Below are 22,206 nucleotides of genomic sequence, written 5' to 3'. Positions count from 1 at the left end.
GTATTCCTCCTTTTTAAAAGGCTGATACGTTTAGCCTGTTTATGTGTTTGTACAAGCATATTCCCCGTATCTAACCTTTAGACCAGGTTTAAGAAGCTTCCCGCAAAATTAGCAAAGATTATGGAGTAATTTTTCAGTTCCCAAGCCATGCTATGGATGAAGGAAGTGTTATTGAAGTGGATATCTATATAGGGATTATTTTTCGAACGACGGTAATCTATCTAGTCATCTGGTTCCTTTTTCGAATGATGGGTAAGCGGGAAGTTGGGGAACTGAGCGTTCTTGATTTAGTGGTATCCATCATGATAGGGGACATTGCTGTGCTATCCTTTGAAGATTTGGAAAAACCGTTTATCCGACAGACTATCCCAATGTTTGTCCTCGCGATCCTCCAAATTACATTGGCATTTGCCTCATTGAAAAGTGTCAAACTTCGCTATTTCATGGACGGTAAGCCGCAGATCATCATTAATCAGGGGAAAATAGATGAAAAAGCAATGCGCAGACAACGATATAATTTTGATGACTTATTGACCCAGCTTCGTGAACAAGGAATTATTGATTTAAACGAAGTTCAATTTGCCATCCTTGAAACTTCAGGAAGGCTCTCAGTGATTAAAAAATGCGACGAAGAAAGGTCGGAAAGTCAGGTTCCATTCCCGCTAATTGTCGACGGAGAGATACAGGAAGAAAATCTTGATAAAATTGGGAAAAATCATTTTTGGCTCCGGCACCAGTTGAAAAAATTGGGAGAAACGAATATTAAAGAGATTTCGATTTGCGGGTACATAGATGGCCAATTTTACATTGATAAAAATGAAACGAAGAAATGACCGAAGCCTTTTAATGCTTCGGTTCATTTTATTTCCAAGCGAATTTTGATAAAAAACCGCCCACTACAGGAATCCTGATCAGATCCGCTTTTTTTATGCTGCCGGTCATGAGCAGGAAAAATGTGAACAGCAGGATAACGACCGTCACGGAAAGCAAAAGCCGTATGCCCAGAGGCTGTGAGGAGAGCGGGAATTGATAAAGATAATAACCGCCCCATCCGGAAATTAAAGCAAGGACCAATGCTGACATATAGCTGCGGAAATGAAGCGTGAAAGGGACGACCTTCAGCACGGTTGAAAAATGCAGGAAGGTAACGAGCATCGTACCGACAGCTATCCCGATTGCGGCTCCCATGATCCCGAAACTTTCCTTGGACGCCAGCAGCCAGATCACACCGATTTTAAGGATGTTCCCAGCCAGGCTGTTGAACATTGCGGCCTTTGCAAGATCCAGTGCTTGCAGCATGGATTGCAGCGGATATTGAAAGTAATAAAGGATGAAAAAAGGTGCCAGGAATTTAATGAAAACAGCAGCATGCGAAGAGCCATACATGACTTGTAAAATCGGTTCGGCAAAGATGAACAGAATGACGATAGCTAAACAGCCTGTGATGAAGGTGATTTTCAGGGCCTGCTGAAGCCTGTGTTCAACGAGTGAAAAGTTTCCGGTCGTACGGGCTTCACTCACTGCCGGGACAAGTGCCGTCGCCAATGAAGATGTAACGAAGGAAGGAAGCATGAGTAAAGGCAAGGCGTACCCTGTTAACTCCCCGTATTGACTTGTGGCTGCGGCCGCGGTGACTCCGGCAAGTGCCAAACTCTGGGCGACCACTATCGGTTCGAAAAACCACGAAACCGATCCAATCATCCTGCTCCCGGTGGAAGGAAGGGCAATCCCCATCAATTCGGTGAACGTTCCTTTTCCGGATTTGACATTCTTGAAGAAACCCTTTCTGAACTTAAAATGTTTCTTTAATTTAAAGCTGGTCAATAAGTAGATGAGAGATACAAGCTCACCGATAATCGATGCGAACATCGCCCCAGCTGCAGCATATTCGATTCCATATGGCAAAAAGGCCTTCGTCAGGACGGCTATGAAAGTGATTCGGGCCACCTGTTCGATAACTTGTGAGAAAGCGAAGGGTTTCATATTTTGCTTGCCTTGGAAATAACCTCGCAGTACGGATGAAATGGCGATGATCGGTACGATAGGGGCAATCGCCATTAGAGGCCATACCGTCCGTTTGTCAGTGAATAGGTATTCTGAGAGAGCCGGTGCGAAAAGCAGCATAGCAGGAGTGAAAATCATCGATAGAGTAAAGGTGCAGGCCAAAGAGACGACAAGGATTTTCTTGATTTTCCGCTCATCGCCTCTGGCATTGGCCTCAGCCACGTATTTCGAAATGGCGATTGGCAGGCCTAACTGGGTTATGTTCACGACGAGAAAGAGGGTCGGTAAAGCCATCATATATAAACCAACGCCTTCTTCGCCGATGAAGCGGGCGATGACAATGCGGTTAATGAAACCAAGAACCCTTGTAATCAGGCTTGCGATTAATAAAATCAGCGTCCCTTTTAAAAATTTGGACATTGAACTCCCTCCCTGCCTTCTCAAAAAAGCGGTTATGCTATACAATTATCTATATGCTTGTACTTGGACAAAGCATGACAAAAGTGTTTGTTTGCGTTCTTACAAATGATCGAAATCCTTCTAAGAAAATGCGCATTCATTTGAGAATCATTTTTACTGGAGGCAAAGTGATGGTAAAAAAGAATCATCCCTATCAAAGGTATTATTTAAAGGTACGTCCATTTTTGAAGAGCAAGCGTGAGGAATTTCAAATGATCGGATTGAATGCCGTAACAGAGGAAGACATATGGGGAACCTTAACCAAAAATAAATGGAAGCGTCCGCAGGAAAACATTCACCTTCATGAACTTGTCGCAGATATCGTGACATTTTCAAGCAACCAGTTTATGACCTTCCAAATGGTCGAAGCTTATAAATCACCAAACCTATTTGAGCCGCTTTCTGAAGAGGAACTGAAGGAACTTTTGAAAGAATGATGCAAAGATATACTAAAATTGACAGCTGTTTGTATATGTCTCATAATAGATATGGTTATGCTTTTTTTGGAAAAAGCATGGGAAGCTGTGTCTTTTTTTCTCAAGAAACAAAGGGTATGCAGTAATCATATAAACTAAAAATGACAGTTTTTTTAACTTCAGGAACAGGCGTATTATAGAAAGGGGCCTACTACATAATGGTAAAAAGAAGCAGGATCGTTGCGTTTTTTCTAATCGCACTATTGATTTTCGCAGCGATGGGGACGACTTCAAAAGGAATCCTAAAGGATATCAAGCTGGGTCTTGATCTTCAAGGCGGTTTTGAAGTGTTGTATGAAGTAAAACCTCTGTCTGGGGAAAAGATCACCCCGGATGTTTTACGGGCTACAGTAAGCTCACTTGAGCGGCGTGTCAATGTTTTGGGCGTTAGCGAACCTAACATTCAAATCGAAGGGAAAGACCGGATCCGCGTTCAATTGGCTGGAGTCAAAGACCAAAACAATGCTCGTGAGATTCTCTCGACACAAGCAAAATTATCTTTCCGTGACTACAACGATAAGGAAATGATGACCGGTGCCGACCTGAAAGAAGGCGGCGCGAAACAAACGTTCCAAGATAATAAACCGGTTGTCGAAGTCACATTGAAAGATGTAAATAAGTTTAAGAATATCACCCAAAAAATATCCTCGATGGAAAGTCCGACTAATGTACTTGCAATCTGGCTGGATTTCGAGGAAGGAAAAGATTCCATTAAGGATACAGCCTCACAGGACAATATGATATCCGCACCAGCTGTAAGTGAGGTTTTCAATACGAAGAAGGTGTATATTACCGGTCAATTCACGGTTGAAGAAGCGAAAGAGCTTGCAGCCCTTCTGAATGCAGGTGCCTTGCCTGTAGATTTAAAAGAAAAGTATTCCACTTCTGTAGGTGCCCAGTTTGGTGCAGGTGCACTGAATGATACTATTTTTGCGGGAATCATCGGAATTGCACTTGTTTTTATCTTCATGCTTGTGTATTACCGCTTCCCGGGATTCATTGCAGTCGTCACTTTAAGCATATACATTTTCTTGACGCTATTAGTGTTCGATTGGATGAATGCGGTCCTTACGCTGCCTGGTATTGCGGCATTGGTACTCGGGGTCGGAATGGCTGTCGACGCCAATATCATAACCTACGAGCGAATCAGGGATGAATTGAAACTCGGTAGATCTGTTAAAGCGGCATATAAAGAAGGTACGAAAAATTCACTTTCTACAATTACGGATGCGAACTTAACGACCTTACTTGCTGCAGCCGTTCTGTTCTATTATGGAACAAGCTCGGTTAAAGGGTTTGCCACCACTTTGATCATTTCGATTTTAATGAGTTTCATAACAGCCGTCTATGGTACACGCCTCTTCATGAGCCTGTGGGTGAATAGCGGGTTCCTTGACAAACGTACAACATGGTTTGGCGTGAAGAAGAAATACATTCACGATTTATCCGAGAAAATTGATTTAATGTCATTGCCAACACGCTTTGATAAAATCGATTTCGTCAAACATCGGAAAGTCTTTTATGGCATTTCAATCGGTGTCACCATTATCGGGATCATTTTCCTGCTCGTCTTCAGATTGAATCTAGGGATTGATTTCACGAGCGGTACCCGAATCGAGATTGCGTCCAAAGATGTCTTGACGACTCAGCAAGTCAAAACCGAAATGGGCAAGGTCGGTATTGATGAGAAGGATATCAAGGATGTCAGGCTCGCTGGAAAAGAAAATAAAAATGCTGTCGTTCGGACAGTCGGTGTCCTCGATAAACAGGAAATCGCTGAATTGAAGGACCATTTCAAGGAGGATTACGGAGCAGAACCGAATGTGAGCACCGTATCACCGACTGTAGGAAAAGAGCTTGCGAAAAATGCCATGTTTGCGTTAGCGATTGCATCAATCGGGATCATTTTGTATGTATCGATACGATTTGAATGGCGAATGGCTGTTCCTGCCGTGGTCGCGCTTATACATGATGCATTCTTCATCATCACGATTTTTAGCTTACTCAGGCTCGAAGTGGATATCACCTTCATTGCTGCGGTTCTGACGATCGTCGGTTATTCGATCAATGATACGATCGTAACCTTTGACCGTATTCGTGAAAACCTGCGCTTCAGCCGTAAAATCAAAACCGTCGAAGAACTTGAGAACATTGTGAACATCAGTATCAGGCAAACTTTGACGAGATCCATTAACACGGTTCTGACCGTTCTCATTACGGTTATCGGGTTGATGATCTTCGGTAGTGAAGCTATCCGTAACTTCTCCATTGCGCTGTTTATCGGTTTAATATGCGGCGTGTATTCATCGCTATTGATCGCTTCCCAATTCTGGCTTGATCTGAAAATCAGGGAATTGAAGAAGAAAGGTCCGCTGAATACCGCAAAAGAAAAGAAACAAAGTCTTGAAGGACAAGTTTAAAAGGTGAGAGAGGGCTGGCATGATGCCAGCCTTCTTTTTGTTGAACCTAGTTTATTGAATAGGGAATTACAGCCAATTATGAGTTTAAAATAAAATTGAATCTGGTATATTCGTTTTGTATAATGAGTAAGTTGAGGGGTGAATAAATGTTAAAGCCAAAAACCCGGTGGAACTTACGAACTGCCGATGAAAACAAAGTTGCTGTACTAGCTGAAGAGCTTCATATCACACCTTTGGTTGCAGCCCTGCTTGTGAATCGAGGCTTGGATACGATTGAAAGTGCCCGATCATTTTTATTTGTAAAAAATCAAACTTTTCATGATCCATTTTTATTGAAGGATATGGATAAAGCGGTATATAGAATAAGAGAAGCCATTCAAAATGGAGAAAAAATACGTATATTCGGTGATTATGATGCGGATGGCGTGACATCGACCACAGTGATGATGACGGCGCTGACGAGATTGGGTGCCGATGTTGATTTTTATATCCCGAATCGGTTTACAGAAGGATATGGTCCGAATCCGATGGCATTCCGCCTTGCAGCTGAGCAAGGGGTGAAGGTATTAATAACCGTTGATACCGGAATTTCTGCAGTCGATGAAGCGAAACTTGCCGGCGAGCTTGGCATGGATTATATTTTGACCGACCACCATGAACCGGGACCGGAACTGCCTGAGGCATTGGCAATCATCCATCCTAAACTTGAGGACAGTTCCTATCCATTTAAAGACCTTGCCGGAGTAGGGGTTGCATTTAAGCTGGCACACGCCCTGCTTGGGGAATTGCCTGAGGATTTGCTTGAAATAGCGGCAATCGGCACGATAGCGGATTTAGTGCCTTTACAAGGGGAAAACCGTGTCATTGCTGCGAAAGGCATCGAGCAGTTACGTTTGACGCGCCGCCCGGGACTTGTTGCCTTAATGAAAGTGGCGAATGTTCAGCAGGAAGCATTGAATGAAGAATCGATCGGCTTTGCGATGGCACCGCGGATCAATGCTGTCGGGCGCCTTGGAGATGCCGACCCCGCTGTGGATTTATTGATGTCCACAAACCTGGAAGAAGCAACGGAACTTGCCAATGAAATCAATGATATCAATAAAGAGCGGCAGGAAATGGTTGCAGCAATGGCGGAAGAAGCGATTGCTGAAGTCGAGGAAAACTTCCCTCCGGAGTCCAATGGCGTGCTCATCATCGGAAGGGAAGGCTGGAACGCCGGAGTTGTGGGGATTGTGGCCTCTAAACTTGTTGAACGCTTTTACCGGCCCACGATTGTATTGAGCTATGACCGGGAAAAGGGATTAGCTAAAGGTTCTGCTCGGAGCATCGCCGGTTTCGATCTTTTTCAAAGTCTTTCCGCCTGCCGTGAAATGCTGCCTCATTTCGGTGGACATCCGATGGCTGCTGGAATGACATTGAAAATTGAAGATGTTCAGGAGCTTAGGGACCGCATGAACTTGATTGCGAAGGAACAACTGAATGAAGAGGACTTCAAACCCATTACAAACTTGGACGGAGCAACGACTTTAGCAGAAATTTCCATTCAAACGATTCAGGAAATGAGCTTGCTGGCGCCATTTGGGGTTACGAATCCTAAGCCGAAGATTTTGATAGATTCCGTCCAGCTTTCAAGTGTCCGCAAAATTGGTGCCAACCAAAATCACTTGAAGGTCCAGCTGGAAGATGGTGAAAATCACAAACTTGACGGTGTGGGCTTCGGTCTCGGTCATTTTGTCGATGAAATAGCTCCGCACGCTGAAGTCTCGGTTATTGGTGAGCTTTCCATCAATGAATGGAATAATATGAAAAAGCCCCAGATCTTTGTCCAGGATGTCTCGGTAAACCATTGGCAGTTATTCGATTACCGCGGCAAGGGACAGGCAGAGAAGTGGCTTGCCGAAATTCCTGTACAAACCCGGAAGATCGTCATTTTCTCGGAAGGTATTTATAGCAGATATCCATTTTTGCAAAACCATCCAGATCTCGTTCATATCAAGAATGAACTGGATGCAGAGCAGCTCGACTGCTTCGAAGGTCATTTGGTATTAATGGACATGCCGCCGTCCAGAGAATATTTGAAACGGGTGATTGCCAATAAGAACCCTTCGCGTATCTACGCTCACCTTTCCCATGAACAGGACCATTTCTTAAGTACGATGCCAACAAGGGATCATTTTAAATGGTTTTATGCCTTCCTTGCCAAAAAGGGGCCGCTCGACGTGAAAAGATATGGTGATAACCTAGCCAAATATCGCGGCTGGTCTAGAGATACCGTGGATTTCATTTCTAAGGTGTTTTTTGAGCTTGATTTTGTTACAATAGAGAATGGGTTAATTATGCTCACAACCAATGCGAAAAAACGCGATCTCAGTGAATCTGAATCGTATACAAGAAAGAAAGAGCAATTTGAGCTTGAACAAGAGCTTGTTTATTCTTCCTATCAGCAATTATTCGATTGGTTCAATCATTATTTAGTTCATGAGGCAACAGACCTTGAGGAGGAAACAAAGCAATGGATTTAAAGCAATATGTAACAATTGTGCAAGACTGGCCAAAACCGGGTATTGTCTTCAAAGATATTACAACATTAATGGATAACGGCGCAGCTTATAAATACGCAACAGACCAAATCGTCGAGTACGCTCGCGATAAAAATATCGACTTGGTGGTCGGGCCGGAAGCACGCGGATTCATTATCGGATGTCCAGTCGCATACTCATTGGAAGTGGGCTTTGCGCCAGTGAGAAAAGAAGGAAAACTTCCACGTGAAACGATAAAAGTAGAATATGGATTAGAATATGGCAAGGATGTATTGACAATCCATAAAGATGCCATTAAACCGGGACAGCGTATCCTGATTACGGATGATTTGCTTGCTACCGGGGGAACAATCGAAGCGACAATCAAATTGGTTGAACAGCTAGGCGGAATTGTAGCCGGGATTGCATTCCTTATTGAATTGACTGACTTGGATGGAAAAGATAAATTAGACGGCTATGATGTTTTGACATTAATGAGCTTTTAATAAAGAAGAGCACTCTGACTAGGGTGCTCTTTCTGTTTTACTCGTTTTAACTGGATTTTGTCGAATTTCCAGTGAAAAAATGCACTATTCTTAATAAAATACACGTTTTACTCTTTACATCCTTGCCTTTTTTTTCGATAATAGTAATAATAAAGAGTTTTTCTGCTAATAAGTTTATTTGCACTTGTATCCGTTTAAGCGGATTTATTTTTTTTCGCAAAAATTGTCACGTTTTGCAGAATAAAGGGAAGTGCTACCAATCATACTCAATCCGGATGATATCCGGTGGCAGTTAAAGTGGGGTTAAGGTGATTAAATGGCTAATGATCAAATATTGACTGCCGAGCAGGTTGTAGAACGGGCCAGCTTATATCTTCAGCCGGAAGAAGCTGAATTTATTCATAGAGCGTTTAAGTATGCGGAGTTTGCTCACCGAGAACAATTCCGTAAATCGGGAGAGCCGTATATTATTCATCCGATTCAAGTGGCGGGCATTTTGGCTGATCTTGAAATGGACCCTGCAACCATTGCGGCAGGTTTTTTACATGATGTTGTTGAAGACACGGAGATCACTCTGAAGGATATTGAAGAAAATTTCAGTCCTGAAGTCGCCATGCTTGTGGATGGCGTGACCAAGTTAGGGAAAATCAAGTATAAATCACAGCAGGAGCAACAGGCGGAAAACCATCGGAAAATGTTCGTGGCGATGGCTCAGGATATACGGGTCATCTTGATCAAGCTTGCGGACAGACTGCATAATATGCGGACCTTGAAGCATCTGCCGCAGGAAAAGCAGAGAAGGATATCGAACGAGACGTTGGAAATCTTCGCACCGCTTGCTCATCGTCTTGGTATCAGCACGATTAAATGGGAACTTGAAGATACTGCACTAAGGTATCTGAATCCTCAGCAATATTACCGAATCGTCAACCTGATGAAGAAAAAGCGTGCAGAACGTGAAAACTATCTAGAAGAAGTCATTGATGAAGTGCGTAAAAACGTTGAGGAAGTCAACATTAAGGCTGACCTATCCGGCAGGCCGAAACATATATACAGCATTTATCGCAAAATGGCTTTGCAGAATAAGCAGTTCAGCGAAATTTATGATTTGCTTGCAGTTCGGATCGTCGTCAATAGCATAAAAGATTGCTATGCCGTTTTAGGGATCATCCATACATGCTGGAAGCCGATGCCTGGCCGATTCAAAGACTATATCGCGATGCCGAAGCCAAATATGTATCAATCGCTCCATACGACGGTGATCGGACCGAAAGGCGATCCGCTGGAAGTGCAGATCCGTACTTCCGATATGCATCGCATTGCCGAGTTCGGGGTTGCCGCGCACTGGGCTTATAAAGAGGGAAAAGATGTCGGTGAACAGCCTTCACTGGAAGAAAAATTGACATGGTTCCGGGAAATTCTTGAATTCCAGGATGATGCGACTAATGCCGAGGAATTCATGGAATCCCTTAAAATAGATCTTTTTTCTGATATGGTATTCATTTTCACTCCAAAAGGCGATGTCATCGAACTGCCATCAGGATCCAACCCGATTGATTTCGCTTACCGGATTCACTCGGAAATCGGAAATAAAACGATTGGTTCCAAAGTGAACGGGAAAATGGTACCGCTGGATTATAAACTGAAAACTGGCGACATCATAGAAATCTTAACATCGAAGCATTCATATGGTCCAAGTCAGGATTGGCTTAAGCTAACGCAAACATCTCAAGCGAAAAATAAAATCCGCCAATTTTTCAAGAAGCAGCGCCGGGAAGAAAATATCGAAAAAGGCAAAGAGCTTGTTGAAAAGGAAATCAAGGATATGGAGTTCGACCTGAAGGAAATCCTGGCTGCCGAGAATATCAGGCGTGTTGCGGATAAATTCAACTTCCTGAATGAAGAGGATATGTATGCAGCAGTCGGATATAACGGAATAACAGCCCTTCAGGTAGCTAACCGCCTTACCGAAAAATGGCGTAAGCAGAAGATGGTCGAGCAAGAAGCAGATATTTCTGAAGCGGTAGCCGATCTGAAAACCTTCTCCAATACATCTAAAAAACGTGACTCAGGCGTACAGGTACCGGGGATTGATAACCTGCTTATCCGTTTATCACGCTGTTGCAACCCAGTTCCAGGGGACGAAATCGTTGGTTATATAACCAAAGGCCGTGGAGTTTCAGTTCATAGACAAGATTGTCCGAACCTGGATAGCGGGGATGCCGATCATCGCCTTGTACCGGTTGAATGGGAAAGTACGATTAACGAACGCAAGGAATACATCGTTGAAATTGAAATCAGCGGCTATGACCGTCGCGGCTTATTAAACGAAGTGCTGCAAGCCGTCAATGAAACCAAGACCAACATTTCAGCGGTCTCGGGTAAATCCGACAGGAATAAGGTGGCGACCATTCACATGTCGATTTATATTCATAACATTGCCCATTTACAAAAGGTCGTCGACCGCATAAAACAAATTTCAGATGTTTATTCCGTCAGAAGGATAATGAACTAAGGAGTTTTTATTGCCATGCGTGTTGTTTTACAACGTTCCAAAGCGGCAAAAGTCGTTGTCGCAGACCAAATAATCGGGCAAATCGACAGCGGTCTCGTCCTGTTGGTTGGTATCACCCATGGGGATACCATCGATGACGCCGCCTATTTGGCCGATAAGATTGTCAATCTAAGAATATTTGAAGATGAAAATGAAAAGATGAACCATTCACTATTGGATGTGGGAGGTTCGATTTTATCAGTTTCACAATTCACCTTATACGGCGATTGCCGTAAAGGCCGTCGACCCAACTTCATGGACGCCGCCCGTCCAGAAGAGGCGAATGAATTATATGAAGTATTTAACGAGGAACTCCGCAAGAAAGGCGTCCATACGGAAACAGGTCAATTCGGTGCCATGATGGATGTTCAGCTTACTAATGACGGTCCCGTTACATTAATACTTGAAAGCAAAAAGTGACCTGCTCCGGCAGGTTTTTTGTTTGGGAAAAACTAGAAAAGCCAGCTTCGATGCGAAGCTGGCTTTTCTAGTTCTTATTTAAAATACCGCGCCAATCCATTATAGATGGCCGATGTGACTTTTTCTTGATACTCATTCGATGTTAACGTTAATTCTTCCACTGGATTACTTAAATAACCTAGTTCAATAAGTGTAGCTACCCGTTTATTTTCACGGGTAACATGAAAATTCCCGTATCGTGATCCGCGATTGGGCACCTGCATGGTCGAACCGAGTGAATTGGCCAGTGTTGCCGCCAATGCATGCTGGTAGTCATGATAGTAGTATGTGGTTATCCCACTGGTGATCTGGTCCTTGGTGCTATCATAATGGAGGCTGATGAAAGCATCCGCGTTATGTATATGTGAAGTGCTGACCCGGGAAGGGAGCGGAACATAGGTATTCCCGCTTCTGGTCAGGATCACTTTAGCTCCTGCCGCCTGAAGTTTGTCCCGCAGCAATTCTGCCGTCCGCATCGTCAGGTTTTTCTCAAGTGTTCCTCCGACGCCGATTGTACCGCTGTCCCTGCCGCCATGGCCGGGATCGATCACAATGGTTTTATCCTTTAAGTATTTCTCGACGCCAGGTCGTTGGATCTGCTCTGAATTCCCTTCGATCGTCACGATCCATCCGGCCACATAAGCTGTTTTTCCGCTCTTTAGTTTAATGGAATACCAGTCGCCTTCCATACCTGATGCGGAGAACGTTTCACCTGCATTGGCCTGCTCTACAATCTCCGAGTTGCCATCAGGCTCACTTCTAAGGATCGTACCATCATGAATGATGGTAATCTTGTTTCCTTTTGCATCAACCTTTTTTTCCTTCGTCGTTTGTTCAACATTCTCTTTTTCCAGGTACCAACTCACGACCCAGCCCTTTTTTGAACTGGAGAGCTTTATCTGTGTCATATTTCCCTTTGTTTGCAGCACGGCGTAAGTCTCATCCTTGTTCACCGAACCGATGACCTTGCTTGAGAGAGAGGCTTCTTTCCTGACATTTAAACCCGTAGCGGTCACCCTTGCAGTGGCGCCTGCCGGCGTATTTTTTATATCATCTTTATCTTCGCTTACTTGTATGTAAGGTTCAGCTACCCAACCGCGGACTCCTTGGAAATCAATTTCAGCCCATTCATTTTCAACCCTGTAAACGGTCACTGACGTATTTTTATTCAGCTTTCCGAGCGTGGCACTGCTTTTCGATGGTTCCGAACGAACATTGAGCCGGTCCACCAAAGTTACTCCGGTTTTTACGGATTGATTCGTTTCTTTTTTCTTAGTTGAATCTTTCTTCGCTGCATTTCCTGATGCGGCGGGAAGTTTAAGGTAGTCAGAAGAAACCCAGCCTTCGATATCCGCCATTTTGACCTTTATCCAATTTTCATTCTTTTCAATGATGTCAACAGCCGTTCCTTTACTTAAGGACCCAACCGTTTGAAATGTAGTGCCGGGACCTGTACGGACGCGGACCGAGCTTCCTGTTATCATACCTTGTCCGGATTCCTTTTTGACCTGATTGGTATCAGACCCCGTTTGTCTCTCCACTAACCAATTGGCAACCCATCCCGTTTTGCCGGAGCCAATCCGGATTTCGATCCAGTCGCCATTTTCATCCAGGATGGGATACGATTCCCCTTTTGCCAGTTTTTTTACGATAGGGAAACTGAGACCTGCACCTTCTCGGACATTGACCACTTGGGTTGTCACGATATTTTCCCCTTCATCTTTTCCAAAAGCGTGATTGATGGGGAAAATCGCTGATAATATCAGCATCAGTGTCAGGCCGAATAAACCCGATTTCTTCTTCATAAGTTGTCTCTCCCTTTTAATGTCTATATGTATGTATTCTCGTTCAATGAAAATTTCCCTCTTTCCATGTGCAAAAAACATTTTTTTTAGGAAAGAATAAAGGTTATATAACTCTAGGAGGGAAACCACATGAAATTCAGCGAAAAAGATCAAACGAGCTTAAGCGGAGGCAATCAAGTATTGGGTGTCGATTTTCACGATTTCATCCAAAAGGAACAAAGCGCAAACCTTGTTGAATTGGCATCCGAATTCGGAGTCAATGTCCGGGCGATCAAAAATCTGAAAAAACATTTGAACCAATAAAATGCGACAAAATCCTCAGTCTGCCTTGACATTTGAAGTTAACGTCCGTATGATTATAAAATATCAGACTTATTACTGCAATAACCAATGATGGAGAAGAGTAATTAAGAAACACATGAAAAGAGAGGAAATGCCGAGGCTGAAAGCATTCCACATGATGACTTAATGAAAGAACCCTCCGTAGGCTTCACTCCGAACGGATTTACTTAATAGGAGATGGACGTAAAACAGGCGTTAACTGTTTTTGAGCGGGGGCACTTTTTTTGTGCTTCAACTAGGGTGGCACCACGGGATATCCAAACTCTCGTCCCTTGTAACATATAAGTTACAAGGGGCGGGAGTTTTTTGTTTGGAAAAAATCAGTATAGCGCCGTATCAGAAAGGGCGCCTTGCTTTAAAGGAGGAAACACACATGTCTATTCAGATTCCTAGAGGTACCCAGGATTTATTGCCTGGCCAAACGGAAATTTGGCAGTATATCGAAAACACAGCGCGTGAGATTTGTCACCGTTACCAATATAAAGAAATCCGCACTCCGATTTTTGAGCACACGGAATTATTTTTACGTGGTGTAGGGGATACAACCGATATCGTACAAAAAGAAATGTATTCATTTCAAGATCGCGGTGAAAGGAACTTAACCCTTCGTCCGGAAGGCACTGCATCGGTTGTACGGTCATATATCGAGAACAAAATGTTCGGATGGGCCAATCAACCGGTCAAGCTTTATTATATCGGGCCGATGTTCCGTTACGAACGTCCGCAAGCAGGTCGGTTCCGCCAGTTCGTTCAATTCGGCATCGAAGCTTTAGGAAGTAAGGATCCCGGAATCGATGCAGAGGTTCTGTCACTTGCGATGAACCTGTACAAGGAACTTGGCTTGAAAAAGTTGAAACTTGTGATCAACAGCCTTGGTGATAAGGAAAGCCGGACAGCGCATCGCAATGCGTTAATCAAACATTTCGAACCCCGCATCGGCGAGTTTTGCGGCGATTGTCAAAACCGTCTGGAAAAAAATCCTTTGCGTATCTTGGATTGCAAAAAGGATCACGATCACGAATTGATGAACACGGCTCCTTCCATCATTGAATATTTAAATGATGAATCCCGCATTTATTTCGAAAAGGTGAAACAGCATTTAACCGATTTGGAAATCGATTTCGTCGAAGATCCGACTCTAGTGCGGGGCTTGGATTATTATAATCATACCGCCTTTGAAATCATGAGTGATGCAGAAGGTTTTGGCGCCATCACTACCCTTTGCGGAGGCGGCCGTTATAACGGGCTGGCTGAAGAACTTGGCGGACCGGAAACACCCGGAATCGGCTTTGCACTTAGCATTGAACGCCTGATTGCAGCCCTCCAAGCAGAAAACATCGAGCTTCCGATCAAAAAGGGAATTGACTGCTATCTTGTCTCATTAGGCGAAACAGCTAAGGATTATACCGTCAAACTTGCCCATCAATTGCGGAATGCCGGTTTTACCGTCGAAAAAGACTATCAAGACCGTAAAGTGAAAGCACAATTCAAATCAGCCGACCGTCTCGAAGCAAGATATGTGGCGACACTCGGGGATGATGAATTGGCAAATAATAAAATCAATGTGAAGTTCATGCAAACCGGTGAACAAGTCCAAATGGAACTTGCGACATTCGTTGAACAATTTAAAAAGCTACAGGCTTAAGGGGGAAATACCATGTTTGGCAGAACATACTTCAATGGTGAAGTGACAGAAGCAGCTATTGGTGAAAAAGTAACATTAAAAGGATGGGTACAAAAACGACGGGATTTGGGCGGGGTCATCTTTATCGACCTACGTGACAGAAGCGGAGTCGTCCAAGTCGTTTTCAATCCGGACATTTCGGCGGACGCGCTGGCAACAGCCGAAAAAATCCGTAATGAATACGTCCTGGATATTCAAGGCACAGTCATCAAACGTGATGAAGCCAACTTCAATCCTAACGTAACAACAGGGACCGTCGAAGTTCAAGCCGAAAACGTAACAATTTTAAACGAAGCAAAGACCCCTCCTTTCATCATTGATGAAAGAACGGATGTTTCAGAAGACATCCGCTTGAAATATCGTTATTTGGACCTGCGTCGTCCGGCGATGTTCGAAACGTTGAAAATGCGTAACCAAACAACAAAAGCGATCCGTGATTACCTGGACGGTGAAGGCTTCCTTGATATCGAAACACCTATCTTAACAAAAAGTACACCTGAAGGAGCACGTGATTATTTAGTGCCTAGCCGTGTACACGAAGGTGAGTTCTATGCACTTCCGCAGTCACCGCAAATCTTCAAGCAGCTATTGATGGTATCCGGTTTCGAACGTTATTATCAAATTGCCCGCTGTTTCCGTGATGAAGACTTACGTGCTGACAGACAGCCTGAATTCACGCAAATCGATATTGAAACAAGCTTCATGAGCCAAGAAGATATCATCAACACAGCTGAAAACATGATGGCTAAAGTGATGAAAGACGTTAAAGGACTGGACGTAACACTTCCATTCCCTAGAATGACATACAATGAAGCAATGAGCCGTTACGGTTCCGACAAACCGGATACACGCTTCGGAATGGAACTTAAAGATGTTTCCGAAATCGTTAAAGACAGTGATTTCAAAGTGTTCACCGGCGCTGTTGCAAACGGCGGACAAGTTAAGGCAATCGTCGTTAAGGACGGAAATGCGGATTATTCCCGTAAAGATATTGATGGATTGGCTGAATTTGCAGCGATTTACGGTGCAAAAGGCCTTGCATGGCTGAAAGTTGAAGAAGACGGCGTAAAAGGGCCGATCGCCAAATTCTTCGCAGAAGGTCAAGAGCAATTAGTATCTGTATTGGAAGCTGAAGTAGGCGATCTAATCTTATTCGTGGCGGATAAGAAAGGCATAGTCGCTGATGCACTTGGAGCACTTCGCAACAAGCTTGGTAAAGAAAGAGGCTTGATCGATCAAAGCAAATTCAACTTCCTATGGGTGACGGACTGGCCATTACTTGAATATGACGAAGAAGAAGGACGCTACTATGCAGCACACCATCCGTTCACAATGCCATTCCGTGAAGACATGGACAAATTGGAATCAGACCCAGCAAGCGTCCGTGCACAAGCATATGACCTTGTCTTGAACGGCTACGAACTTGGCGGTGGATCACTTCGCATATTCGAACGTGACGTTCAAGAAAAAATGTTCAAAGTACTTGGATTCTCCGAAGAAGAAGCAAACGCACAATTCGGCTTCCTAATGGATGCATTCGAATACGGAACGCCTCCACACGGCGGAATCGCCCTTGGACTGGACCGCATGGTCATGCTGCTTGCAGGCCGCACGAACCTTCGCGACACCATCGCGTTCCCGAAAACAGCAAGCGCAAGCGACCTGCTCGTTGACGCACCGAGTACTGTAAGTGACAAGCAATTGGCCGAACTTAACCTAAGACTTGCAGCATTTAAAAAATAATTTATTTGGGAAAAATATGAAAAAATACCTAGGTGCTTTCTCTTGAAATAGAGTTAAGCATTATGATATGATATCTTCAATAAGTAAGAGTCCTGATGTGTTCGTTCTTTAACCTATAAGTTTTGACCGAACACTTATAGTTACCGGGAGCACTAGTTTCCTGGCCGCGTAAAAGCCTCCCTCGAAGAGGACTTACAAACGCGAGGAACCGAGCACCCACCTGCGGAGAGCGGGTTCAAAACAAAGGCGTAAACGGCACAATTGGGACTCTTACACCTTACAAAGCAACTCATGTTAAATAACATGGGTTTTTTTGTGCGTAAAAATAGTGAACTTACGAGCGAAGATGGGTGAATAGCGCGAATTCACGAGTAAATGGTGAGAAATCACGAGTAAATGGTGCAAATTCACGAGTAAAAGGCGATAATTCACGAGTAAACGAGCAAAATTCACGAGTAAAAGGCGAGAACTCACGAGTAAATGACGAGAACTTTCGAATAAGCTACAAATCTCATGAATTAAACAGGTAAAACGCCTGATTTCAGTGTTCCAGCAGGAAAAAAGGGCATTAACAAAGAAGCTAGAGGAGAAGGAGTTGATGTGTGGGTGCTAAAACCGTGTGAAAAGCCTATGAAAATGCTCAAACTGGAGGCATTAAGCAGGAGGCTATCAGCAAATCATCCAAAACAGGAAAGAATAAGGAACGATTTCCGGAAAATTCGTACAGGATTTAATGGGGAGCGGAGTATCGGAAGAGAGTTGAAGGATCTTACAAAGGAATATCGAGTGTTACATGATTTGAGGTTAAGCTACAATGGGAGCCGGTATTTTCAAATGGATTTCCTAATAATCACCCGTAATTACTGTATCATCATTGAAGTGAAAAACTTTGCGGGAATGCTCTATTTTGACCGCAACTATCCCCAATTGATTCGGACAAAAGATGGACAGGAACAGGCATATCTAGATCCGCTAATCCAGGTTGACGTACAAAAATCCCGATTAAATGATTGGCTTACTTTTAACAAATTCCCCTCGCTGCCGATTGAAACACTCATTGCCAATGCAAACTCAAATACCATAATAAGGACTACCCCAGGTTTTACCCCAATTTTTAACAAAATCACGGGAAAAGAAACCCTAATCTCCAAAATTAACACCCTTGAAGAAAAGTATCCTTCTGAGCAATTAACCCAAAGGCAGAGCAATAGACTTTCGAACACGATTCTGCAAAAAAACACTCCGCATAATCCTGATATACTCGAATTGTACCAAATCGATGAACAAGATCTGCTCAACAGCGTTCAATGTCCTGAATGTTCTACTCTCCATATGCAATATCACTGGGGCAAATGGTCATGCGGTCAGTGTTCTTACACTTCCAAAGATGCCCATATTCAAGCTCTTCGTGATTTCGCTCTCCTCATAAAACCCAATATAACAAATAAACAAGCACGGCTCTTCTTACAAATAGATTCAATTGATATCATGCAACGGATGCTATCTGCACTGGATTTGCCTTATTCGGGGCAATTTAAAAATAGAGCTTATAGACTGGATGAATTAATTCACGAGTAAATGCCGTGAACTCACGAGTAAATGAGCCAAACTCACGAGTAAACGGCACAAACTGACGAGTAAATGCCGCGAACTCACGAATAAAGACCCCAGACTCACGAAAAAATTAAAAAAACCCTTGAATGAACTTCAAATATCCCCATTTAAGTAACATTCCTCAATATAGATTCGTAAATTATAGTAAGGCTGAGCAATAGTCAGCCAAGGATAGAAAGTAGTGAGGGCTTTGAAAGATTTATTGTATGCAAAGAGGATGGAAATGCTTCAATTAGTGGAGCGGCTAGTGAATATAGATAGTGGTTCTCATACGAAAAAGGGTATTGATGAAATTGGTTCGATTTTAAAAACGAAATTTGAAAGCCTGGATTTTATTGTGAATACCGTTGAGCAGCAGAATTATGGCAATCAACTGGTCATCCAGCATCGTGAGGCGCTTCAACCGCATATTCTGGTCGTCGCCCATATGGATACGGTTTTTCCGGAAGGGACAGCACAAAAACGTCCTTTTAAAGTGAATGGAAATCGGGCATACGGTCCTGGTGTAGCTGATATGAAGGCTAGTTTGGTTGAGCTTTTTTATGCGATCTATTGTTTGAAACAGACGGGGCAGACAGGCTATAAGCATGTCCAAATCATTCTTAATAGTGATGAGGAGATCGGGTCTCCTTCGTCCGCTTCACTCATATCGGAAAAAGCGGCCGATAAGAAGATCGCGTTAATTCTTGAACCGGCAAGGACGGACGGTTCACTTGTAACGGCAAGAAGGGGCTGCGGTCAGTTTAAAGTGGATATCGTGGGGGTGGCCGCCCATTCAGGGATCGAACCGGAAAAGGGACGAAGTGCAATTGAAGAATTGGCCCATAAGATCATCGCCTTACACCGATTGAATGATCAAAAGACTGGAATCAGCGTTAATGTCGGTATTATTGAAGGAGGTTCCGCTGTCAATACGATAGCTTCCCATGCGGCTGCTTTTGTGGATGTGCGGATTTCGGAAAAAAAGCAGGAAGACATCATCCTCAAGCAGCTGAAAAAAATCTGTGCTGAAACCTATATTTCAGGAACGAAAACGACATTAAGCGGGAAAATGGACCGGTCTCCCATGGAAAAGAATGAGAAGACGAACTCGCTTTTAGAGACGATCCGTCAGGCTGGGAAGGAAATCGGCATCGAAATCACGGATACGGCCACGGGTGGGGGTTCGGATGCTTCCATCACTTCTGATTTGGGAATTGCGACAGTGGATGGACTCGGGCCCATTGGAGGGAATGCGCATAGTGAAGAGGAGTATTTGGAAATACCAAGCCTGACTGAAAGGACCCTCCTATTGGCAACCGTCATTCAAAAATTATCAAAAATGACTTAGTACACTAATTCCGATTAGACTGCTCATATTTCGCTTGTCATAAATGATGTTTATGATATATTGTTTATTGGGAAGCTAAATAAGAACAGAATTTATTGGAGTTGAATATATATGCTGCATCAGTTTTCACGAAATGAATTGGCAATTGGCAAGGAAGGAATCGATATACTGAAAAACACGACCGTTGCTGTCCTGGGAGTAGGAGGCGTTGGTTCTTTTTCAGCCGAAGCATTGGCACGTACGGGGGTAGGCCGTATTATTCTAGTGGATAAAGACGATGTCGACATCACTAATGTAAACAGGCAGATCCATGCTCTCTTATCAACAGTCGGTCAACCGAAAGCGGAATTGATGAAAAATCGCATTCACGACATCAATCCAGACTGCGAAGTGATTTCTCTCAAAATGTTCTATACAGAAGAAACGTTTGAGGAATTCTTCAGTTATGGCCTGGACTATGTCATAGATGCGTCGGATACGGTCATTTATAAGATGCATGTGATGAAGGAATGCCTGAAACGGAATATCAAGGTGATTTCAAGCATGGGAGCCGCTAATAAGATGGACCCGACGCGTTTTCAAATTGCCGATATCTCCAAAACGCATACAGATCCGCTTGCCAAGGTCATTCGTACTAGATTGCGTAAAGAGGGCATAACAAAGGGAATTCCCGTTGTTTTCTCCGACGAGAGCCCTATTGTCATTCGTGAGGATGTCCGAAAAGAGGTCGGCAATGATGAGGCTAAAATCCGCAAAGCCCAAATGCCTCCGTCTTCGAATGCTTTCGTACCATCCGTAGCTGGCTTAATTGCAGCAAGCTGGGTGATCAATGATATATTAAAAGACATTGAAGTTCGCCGTGTAAACGATTGATAAAAAGTAACTGACTCTATAAAGGGTCAGTTTTTTTTGTCGAATAGTAGATATTCCCTTTTAATAACTTTTTTATCCATATCATATAGACGGGGTCGAAAGAATGAGATAAACTGTTTTCAGAATATTATTTTTATTCTGATATTCTATTTGTTTAAAAGAACATATAAAACAAGGGGGTTTCAAATGAAGAAGAAAAAGCTAGCAGGAGTGTTTCTATCACTTTCATTGGTTGCAGGGGCGCTGGCAGGTTGTAGCGGCGACTCAAAAACTAGCAGTTCAGGCGGGGGCTCATCAAAATCGGGTGACACGATAAAAATTGGGGCAAACCTTGAATTGTCCGGAGGTACGGCATCATTCGGCCAATCGGCTGCCGATGGTTTAAAACTGGCCATCGATGAAATTAATAAAGAAGGCATCGACGGTAAAAAACTGGAAATCGTCAAGGTTGATAATAAATCAGATGCAGCAGAAGCTACAAGCGGTTCTATCAAGTTAGTCAGCCAGGACAAGGTTGTGGCTGTAGTCGGATCTGCGACAAGCACGAATACATTGGCACAGGTTCAGGTCGCACAGGATAATCAAGTTCCTCTTCTTACACCAACTGCAACAAATCCCGACATTACCAACAAAGCTGGAAAATTAAATGATTATGTATTCAGAACTTGCTTTATCGATCCATTCCAAGGTACGGTGGCAGCCAATTTCGCATCTGATGAAATAGGGGCGAAGACAGCTGCGATCTATGTGGATAGCGCAAGTGATTATTCTAAAGGACTGGCCGCAGCTTTTAAAGAAGCGTTCACTGCAAAGGGCGGTAAAATCGTGGCGGAAGAAGCTTATGTAACTAAAGATACTGATTTCCGCTCTACATTGACACGTATCAAATCCGCAAAACCAGAGTTCGTATTCCTTCCTGGTTATTATGAAGAAGTCGGATTGATCTTAAAACAGGCACGTGAAGACGGCATAGACCTTCCATTCATGGGCGGCGACGGCTGGGATTCCCCGAAGGTCGTTGAAATTGCCGGAGCGGAGGCTTTAAAAAATACTTATATCACAAATCACTATTCACCGGAAGATGAAGATGCAAAAATCCAGGATTTCGTTGCAGCCTTCGAAAAGGAATACGATAAAACACCGGATGCCTTTGCCGCACTTGGCTATGACACTGGGTACTACCTGGCTGATGCCATCAAGAGATCTGGAGATGCTTCCCCCGAAAAAATCAGACAAGCGTTGGAAGATGTCAAAGATCTTCAATTAGTTTCCGGAACGCTGAACCTTGATGAAAATCATGATCCGATTAAATCGGCGACCATCTTGGAATATGTAGATGGCAAACAAAAATTCAAAACAAAAATCAATCCATAATACCTTACGTGGATAGGGGGCAAGTCCCCCCTATTCTATATTCA

The 22,206-nt window shown here is 43.6% G+C and carries 16 protein-coding genes, 1 other RNA gene and 1 other annotated feature; of the genes, 15 read left to right on the top strand and 2 right to left on the bottom strand.

Annotated features, from left to right (window positions below; genetic code table 11):
* The first annotated feature begins 176 nt into the window (after positions 1-176).
* Positions 177-833: a DUF421 domain-containing protein gene (locus NYE63_RS20080; protein WP_342602432.1), complete on the top strand. Its 657-nt coding sequence runs from the start codon at positions 177-179 to the stop codon at positions 831-833.
* Positions 834-861: 28 nt separating this feature from the next.
* Here NYE63_RS20080 and spoVB read toward each other — a convergent pair whose 3' ends face one another.
* Positions 862-2,424 carry a stage V sporulation protein B gene (gene spoVB / locus NYE63_RS20075; protein WP_101222766.1) on the bottom strand — a complete coding sequence of 521 codons (1,563 nt, stop codon included), beginning with the start codon at positions 2,422-2,424 and terminating at the stop codon, positions 862-864.
* Positions 2,425-2,594: 170 nt separating this feature from the next.
* Between spoVB and NYE63_RS20070 the strand changes: the two genes are divergently transcribed.
* From NYE63_RS20070 to dtd, 6 genes are all read left to right on the top strand, one after another.
* A complete protein-coding gene (locus tag NYE63_RS20070; RefSeq protein ID WP_063232895.1) occupies positions 2,595-2,900 on the top strand; it encodes a post-transcriptional regulator in 306 nt (101 codons plus the stop codon).
* Between the two features lie 197 nt (positions 2,901-3,097).
* Positions 3,098-5,359, top strand: coding sequence for a protein translocase subunit SecDF (gene secDF, locus NYE63_RS20065; protein WP_342602431.1), 2,262 nt, complete (start codon positions 3,098-3,100; stop codon positions 5,357-5,359).
* 146 nt (positions 5,360-5,505) lie between these two features.
* The gene (gene recJ / locus NYE63_RS20060) at positions 5,506-7,881 is read left to right on the top strand and encodes a single-stranded-DNA-specific exonuclease RecJ (RefSeq protein WP_342602430.1); all 2,376 of its coding nucleotides are present in this window, start codon (positions 5,506-5,508) and stop codon (positions 7,879-7,881) included.
* Entirely contained in the window at positions 7,872-8,384 is a 513-nt protein-coding gene (locus NYE63_RS20055; RefSeq protein ID WP_061464220.1) for an adenine phosphoribosyltransferase, read from the top strand. The genes recJ and NYE63_RS20055 overlap by 10 nt, the downstream gene beginning before the upstream one ends.
* A gap of 316 nt (positions 8,385-8,700) precedes the next feature.
* On the top strand, positions 8,701-10,899 hold the full coding sequence (locus NYE63_RS20050; protein ID WP_342602429.1) for a bifunctional (p)ppGpp synthetase/guanosine-3',5'-bis(diphosphate) 3'-pyrophosphohydrolase: 2,199 nt from the start codon (positions 8,701-8,703) through the stop codon (positions 10,897-10,899).
* Between the two features lie 15 nt (positions 10,900-10,914).
* On the top strand, positions 10,915-11,358 hold the full coding sequence (gene dtd, locus NYE63_RS20045) for a D-aminoacyl-tRNA deacylase (protein WP_342602428.1): 444 nt from the start codon (positions 10,915-10,917) through the stop codon (positions 11,356-11,358).
* Between the two features lie 74 nt (positions 11,359-11,432).
* On the opposite strand, the gene NYE63_RS20040 is transcribed toward dtd, so the two are convergent.
* Positions 11,433-13,202, bottom strand: a complete 1,770-nt coding sequence (locus NYE63_RS20040) for an SH3 domain-containing protein (protein WP_342602427.1) — start codon at positions 13,200-13,202, stop codon at positions 11,433-11,435.
* A gap of 129 nt (positions 13,203-13,331) precedes the next feature.
* On the opposite strand from NYE63_RS20040, the gene NYE63_RS20035 reads away from it, so the two are divergent.
* From NYE63_RS20035 to NYE63_RS20000, 8 genes are all read left to right on the top strand, one after another.
* Positions 13,332-13,505: a hypothetical protein gene (locus NYE63_RS20035; protein WP_342602426.1), complete on the top strand. Its 174-nt coding sequence runs from the start codon at positions 13,332-13,334 to the stop codon at positions 13,503-13,505.
* Positions 13,506-13,583: 78 nt separating this feature from the next.
* Positions 13,584-13,820, top strand: a binding site (T-box leader).
* Between the two features lie 97 nt (positions 13,821-13,917).
* Entirely contained in the window at positions 13,918-15,189 is a 1,272-nt protein-coding gene (hisS, locus tag NYE63_RS20030) for a histidine--tRNA ligase (protein WP_342602425.1), read from the top strand.
* A gap of 12 nt (positions 15,190-15,201) precedes the next feature.
* Positions 15,202-16,971, top strand: coding sequence for an aspartate--tRNA ligase (aspS, locus tag NYE63_RS20025; protein WP_342602424.1), 1,770 nt, complete (start codon positions 15,202-15,204; stop codon positions 16,969-16,971).
* Between the two features lie 86 nt (positions 16,972-17,057).
* A non-coding RNA gene (gene ssrS, locus NYE63_RS20020) (6S RNA) lies at positions 17,058-17,243 on the top strand.
* Between the two features lie 334 nt (positions 17,244-17,577).
* The gene (locus NYE63_RS20015) at positions 17,578-18,549 is read left to right on the top strand and encodes an NERD domain-containing protein (protein WP_342602423.1); all 972 of its coding nucleotides are present in this window, start codon (positions 17,578-17,580) and stop codon (positions 18,547-18,549) included.
* 217 nt (positions 18,550-18,766) lie between these two features.
* The gene (locus tag NYE63_RS20010) at positions 18,767-19,915 is read left to right on the top strand and encodes a M20 family metallopeptidase (RefSeq protein WP_342602422.1); all 1,149 of its coding nucleotides are present in this window, start codon (positions 18,767-18,769) and stop codon (positions 19,913-19,915) included.
* A gap of 111 nt (positions 19,916-20,026) precedes the next feature.
* Positions 20,027-20,788 carry a tRNA threonylcarbamoyladenosine dehydratase gene (locus NYE63_RS20005; RefSeq protein ID WP_328167945.1) on the top strand — a complete coding sequence of 254 codons (762 nt, stop codon included), beginning with the start codon at positions 20,027-20,029 and terminating at the stop codon, positions 20,786-20,788.
* Positions 20,789-20,974: 186 nt separating this feature from the next.
* The gene (locus NYE63_RS20000) at positions 20,975-22,162 is read left to right on the top strand and encodes an ABC transporter substrate-binding protein (protein ID WP_342602421.1); all 1,188 of its coding nucleotides are present in this window, start codon (positions 20,975-20,977) and stop codon (positions 22,160-22,162) included.
* The last annotated feature ends 44 nt before the right edge of the window (positions 22,163-22,206 follow it).

Source organism: Peribacillus sp. FSL E2-0159, from assembly GCF_038643155.1.
GTDB classification, from domain to species: domain Bacteria; phylum Bacillota; class Bacilli; order Bacillales; family DSM-1321; genus Peribacillus; species Peribacillus simplex.
Note: the sequence above shows the minus strand (reverse complement) of the source record. Positions and strands in the feature narration are given on the sequence as shown.

What these genes read in the sequence shown, in the direction of transcription:
- NYE63_RS20040 (WP_342602427.1), bottom strand. Translation starts at nt 13,202, where the DNA reads ATGAAGAAGAAATCGGGTTTATTCGGCCTGACACTGATGCTGATATTA.
- aspS (WP_342602424.1), top strand. Translation starts at nt 15,202, where the DNA reads ATGTTTGGCAGAACATACTTCAATGGTGAAGTGACAGAAGCAGCTATT.
- dtd (WP_342602428.1), top strand. Translation starts at nt 10,915, where the DNA reads ATGCGTGTTGTTTTACAACGTTCCAAAGCGGCAAAAGTCGTTGTCGCA.
- NYE63_RS20055 (WP_061464220.1), top strand. Translation starts at nt 7,872, where the DNA reads ATGGATTTAAAGCAATATGTAACAATTGTGCAAGACTGGCCAAAACCG.
- secDF (WP_342602431.1), top strand. Translation starts at nt 3,098, where the DNA reads ATGGTAAAAAGAAGCAGGATCGTTGCGTTTTTTCTAATCGCACTATTG.
- spoVB (WP_101222766.1), bottom strand. Translation starts at nt 2,424, where the DNA reads ATGTCCAAATTTTTAAAAGGGACGCTGATTTTATTAATCGCAAGCCTG.
- recJ (WP_342602430.1), top strand. Translation starts at nt 5,506, where the DNA reads ATGTTAAAGCCAAAAACCCGGTGGAACTTACGAACTGCCGATGAAAAC.
- NYE63_RS20000 (WP_342602421.1), top strand. Translation starts at nt 20,975, where the DNA reads ATGAAGAAGAAAAAGCTAGCAGGAGTGTTTCTATCACTTTCATTGGTT.
- NYE63_RS20070 (WP_063232895.1), top strand. Translation starts at nt 2,595, where the DNA reads ATGGTAAAAAAGAATCATCCCTATCAAAGGTATTATTTAAAGGTACGT.
- NYE63_RS20005 (WP_328167945.1), top strand. Translation starts at nt 20,027, where the DNA reads ATGCTGCATCAGTTTTCACGAAATGAATTGGCAATTGGCAAGGAAGGA.
- hisS (WP_342602425.1), top strand. Translation starts at nt 13,918, where the DNA reads ATGTCTATTCAGATTCCTAGAGGTACCCAGGATTTATTGCCTGGCCAA.
- NYE63_RS20050 (WP_342602429.1), top strand. Translation starts at nt 8,701, where the DNA reads ATGGCTAATGATCAAATATTGACTGCCGAGCAGGTTGTAGAACGGGCC.
- NYE63_RS20035 (WP_342602426.1), top strand. Translation starts at nt 13,332, where the DNA reads ATGAAATTCAGCGAAAAAGATCAAACGAGCTTAAGCGGAGGCAATCAA.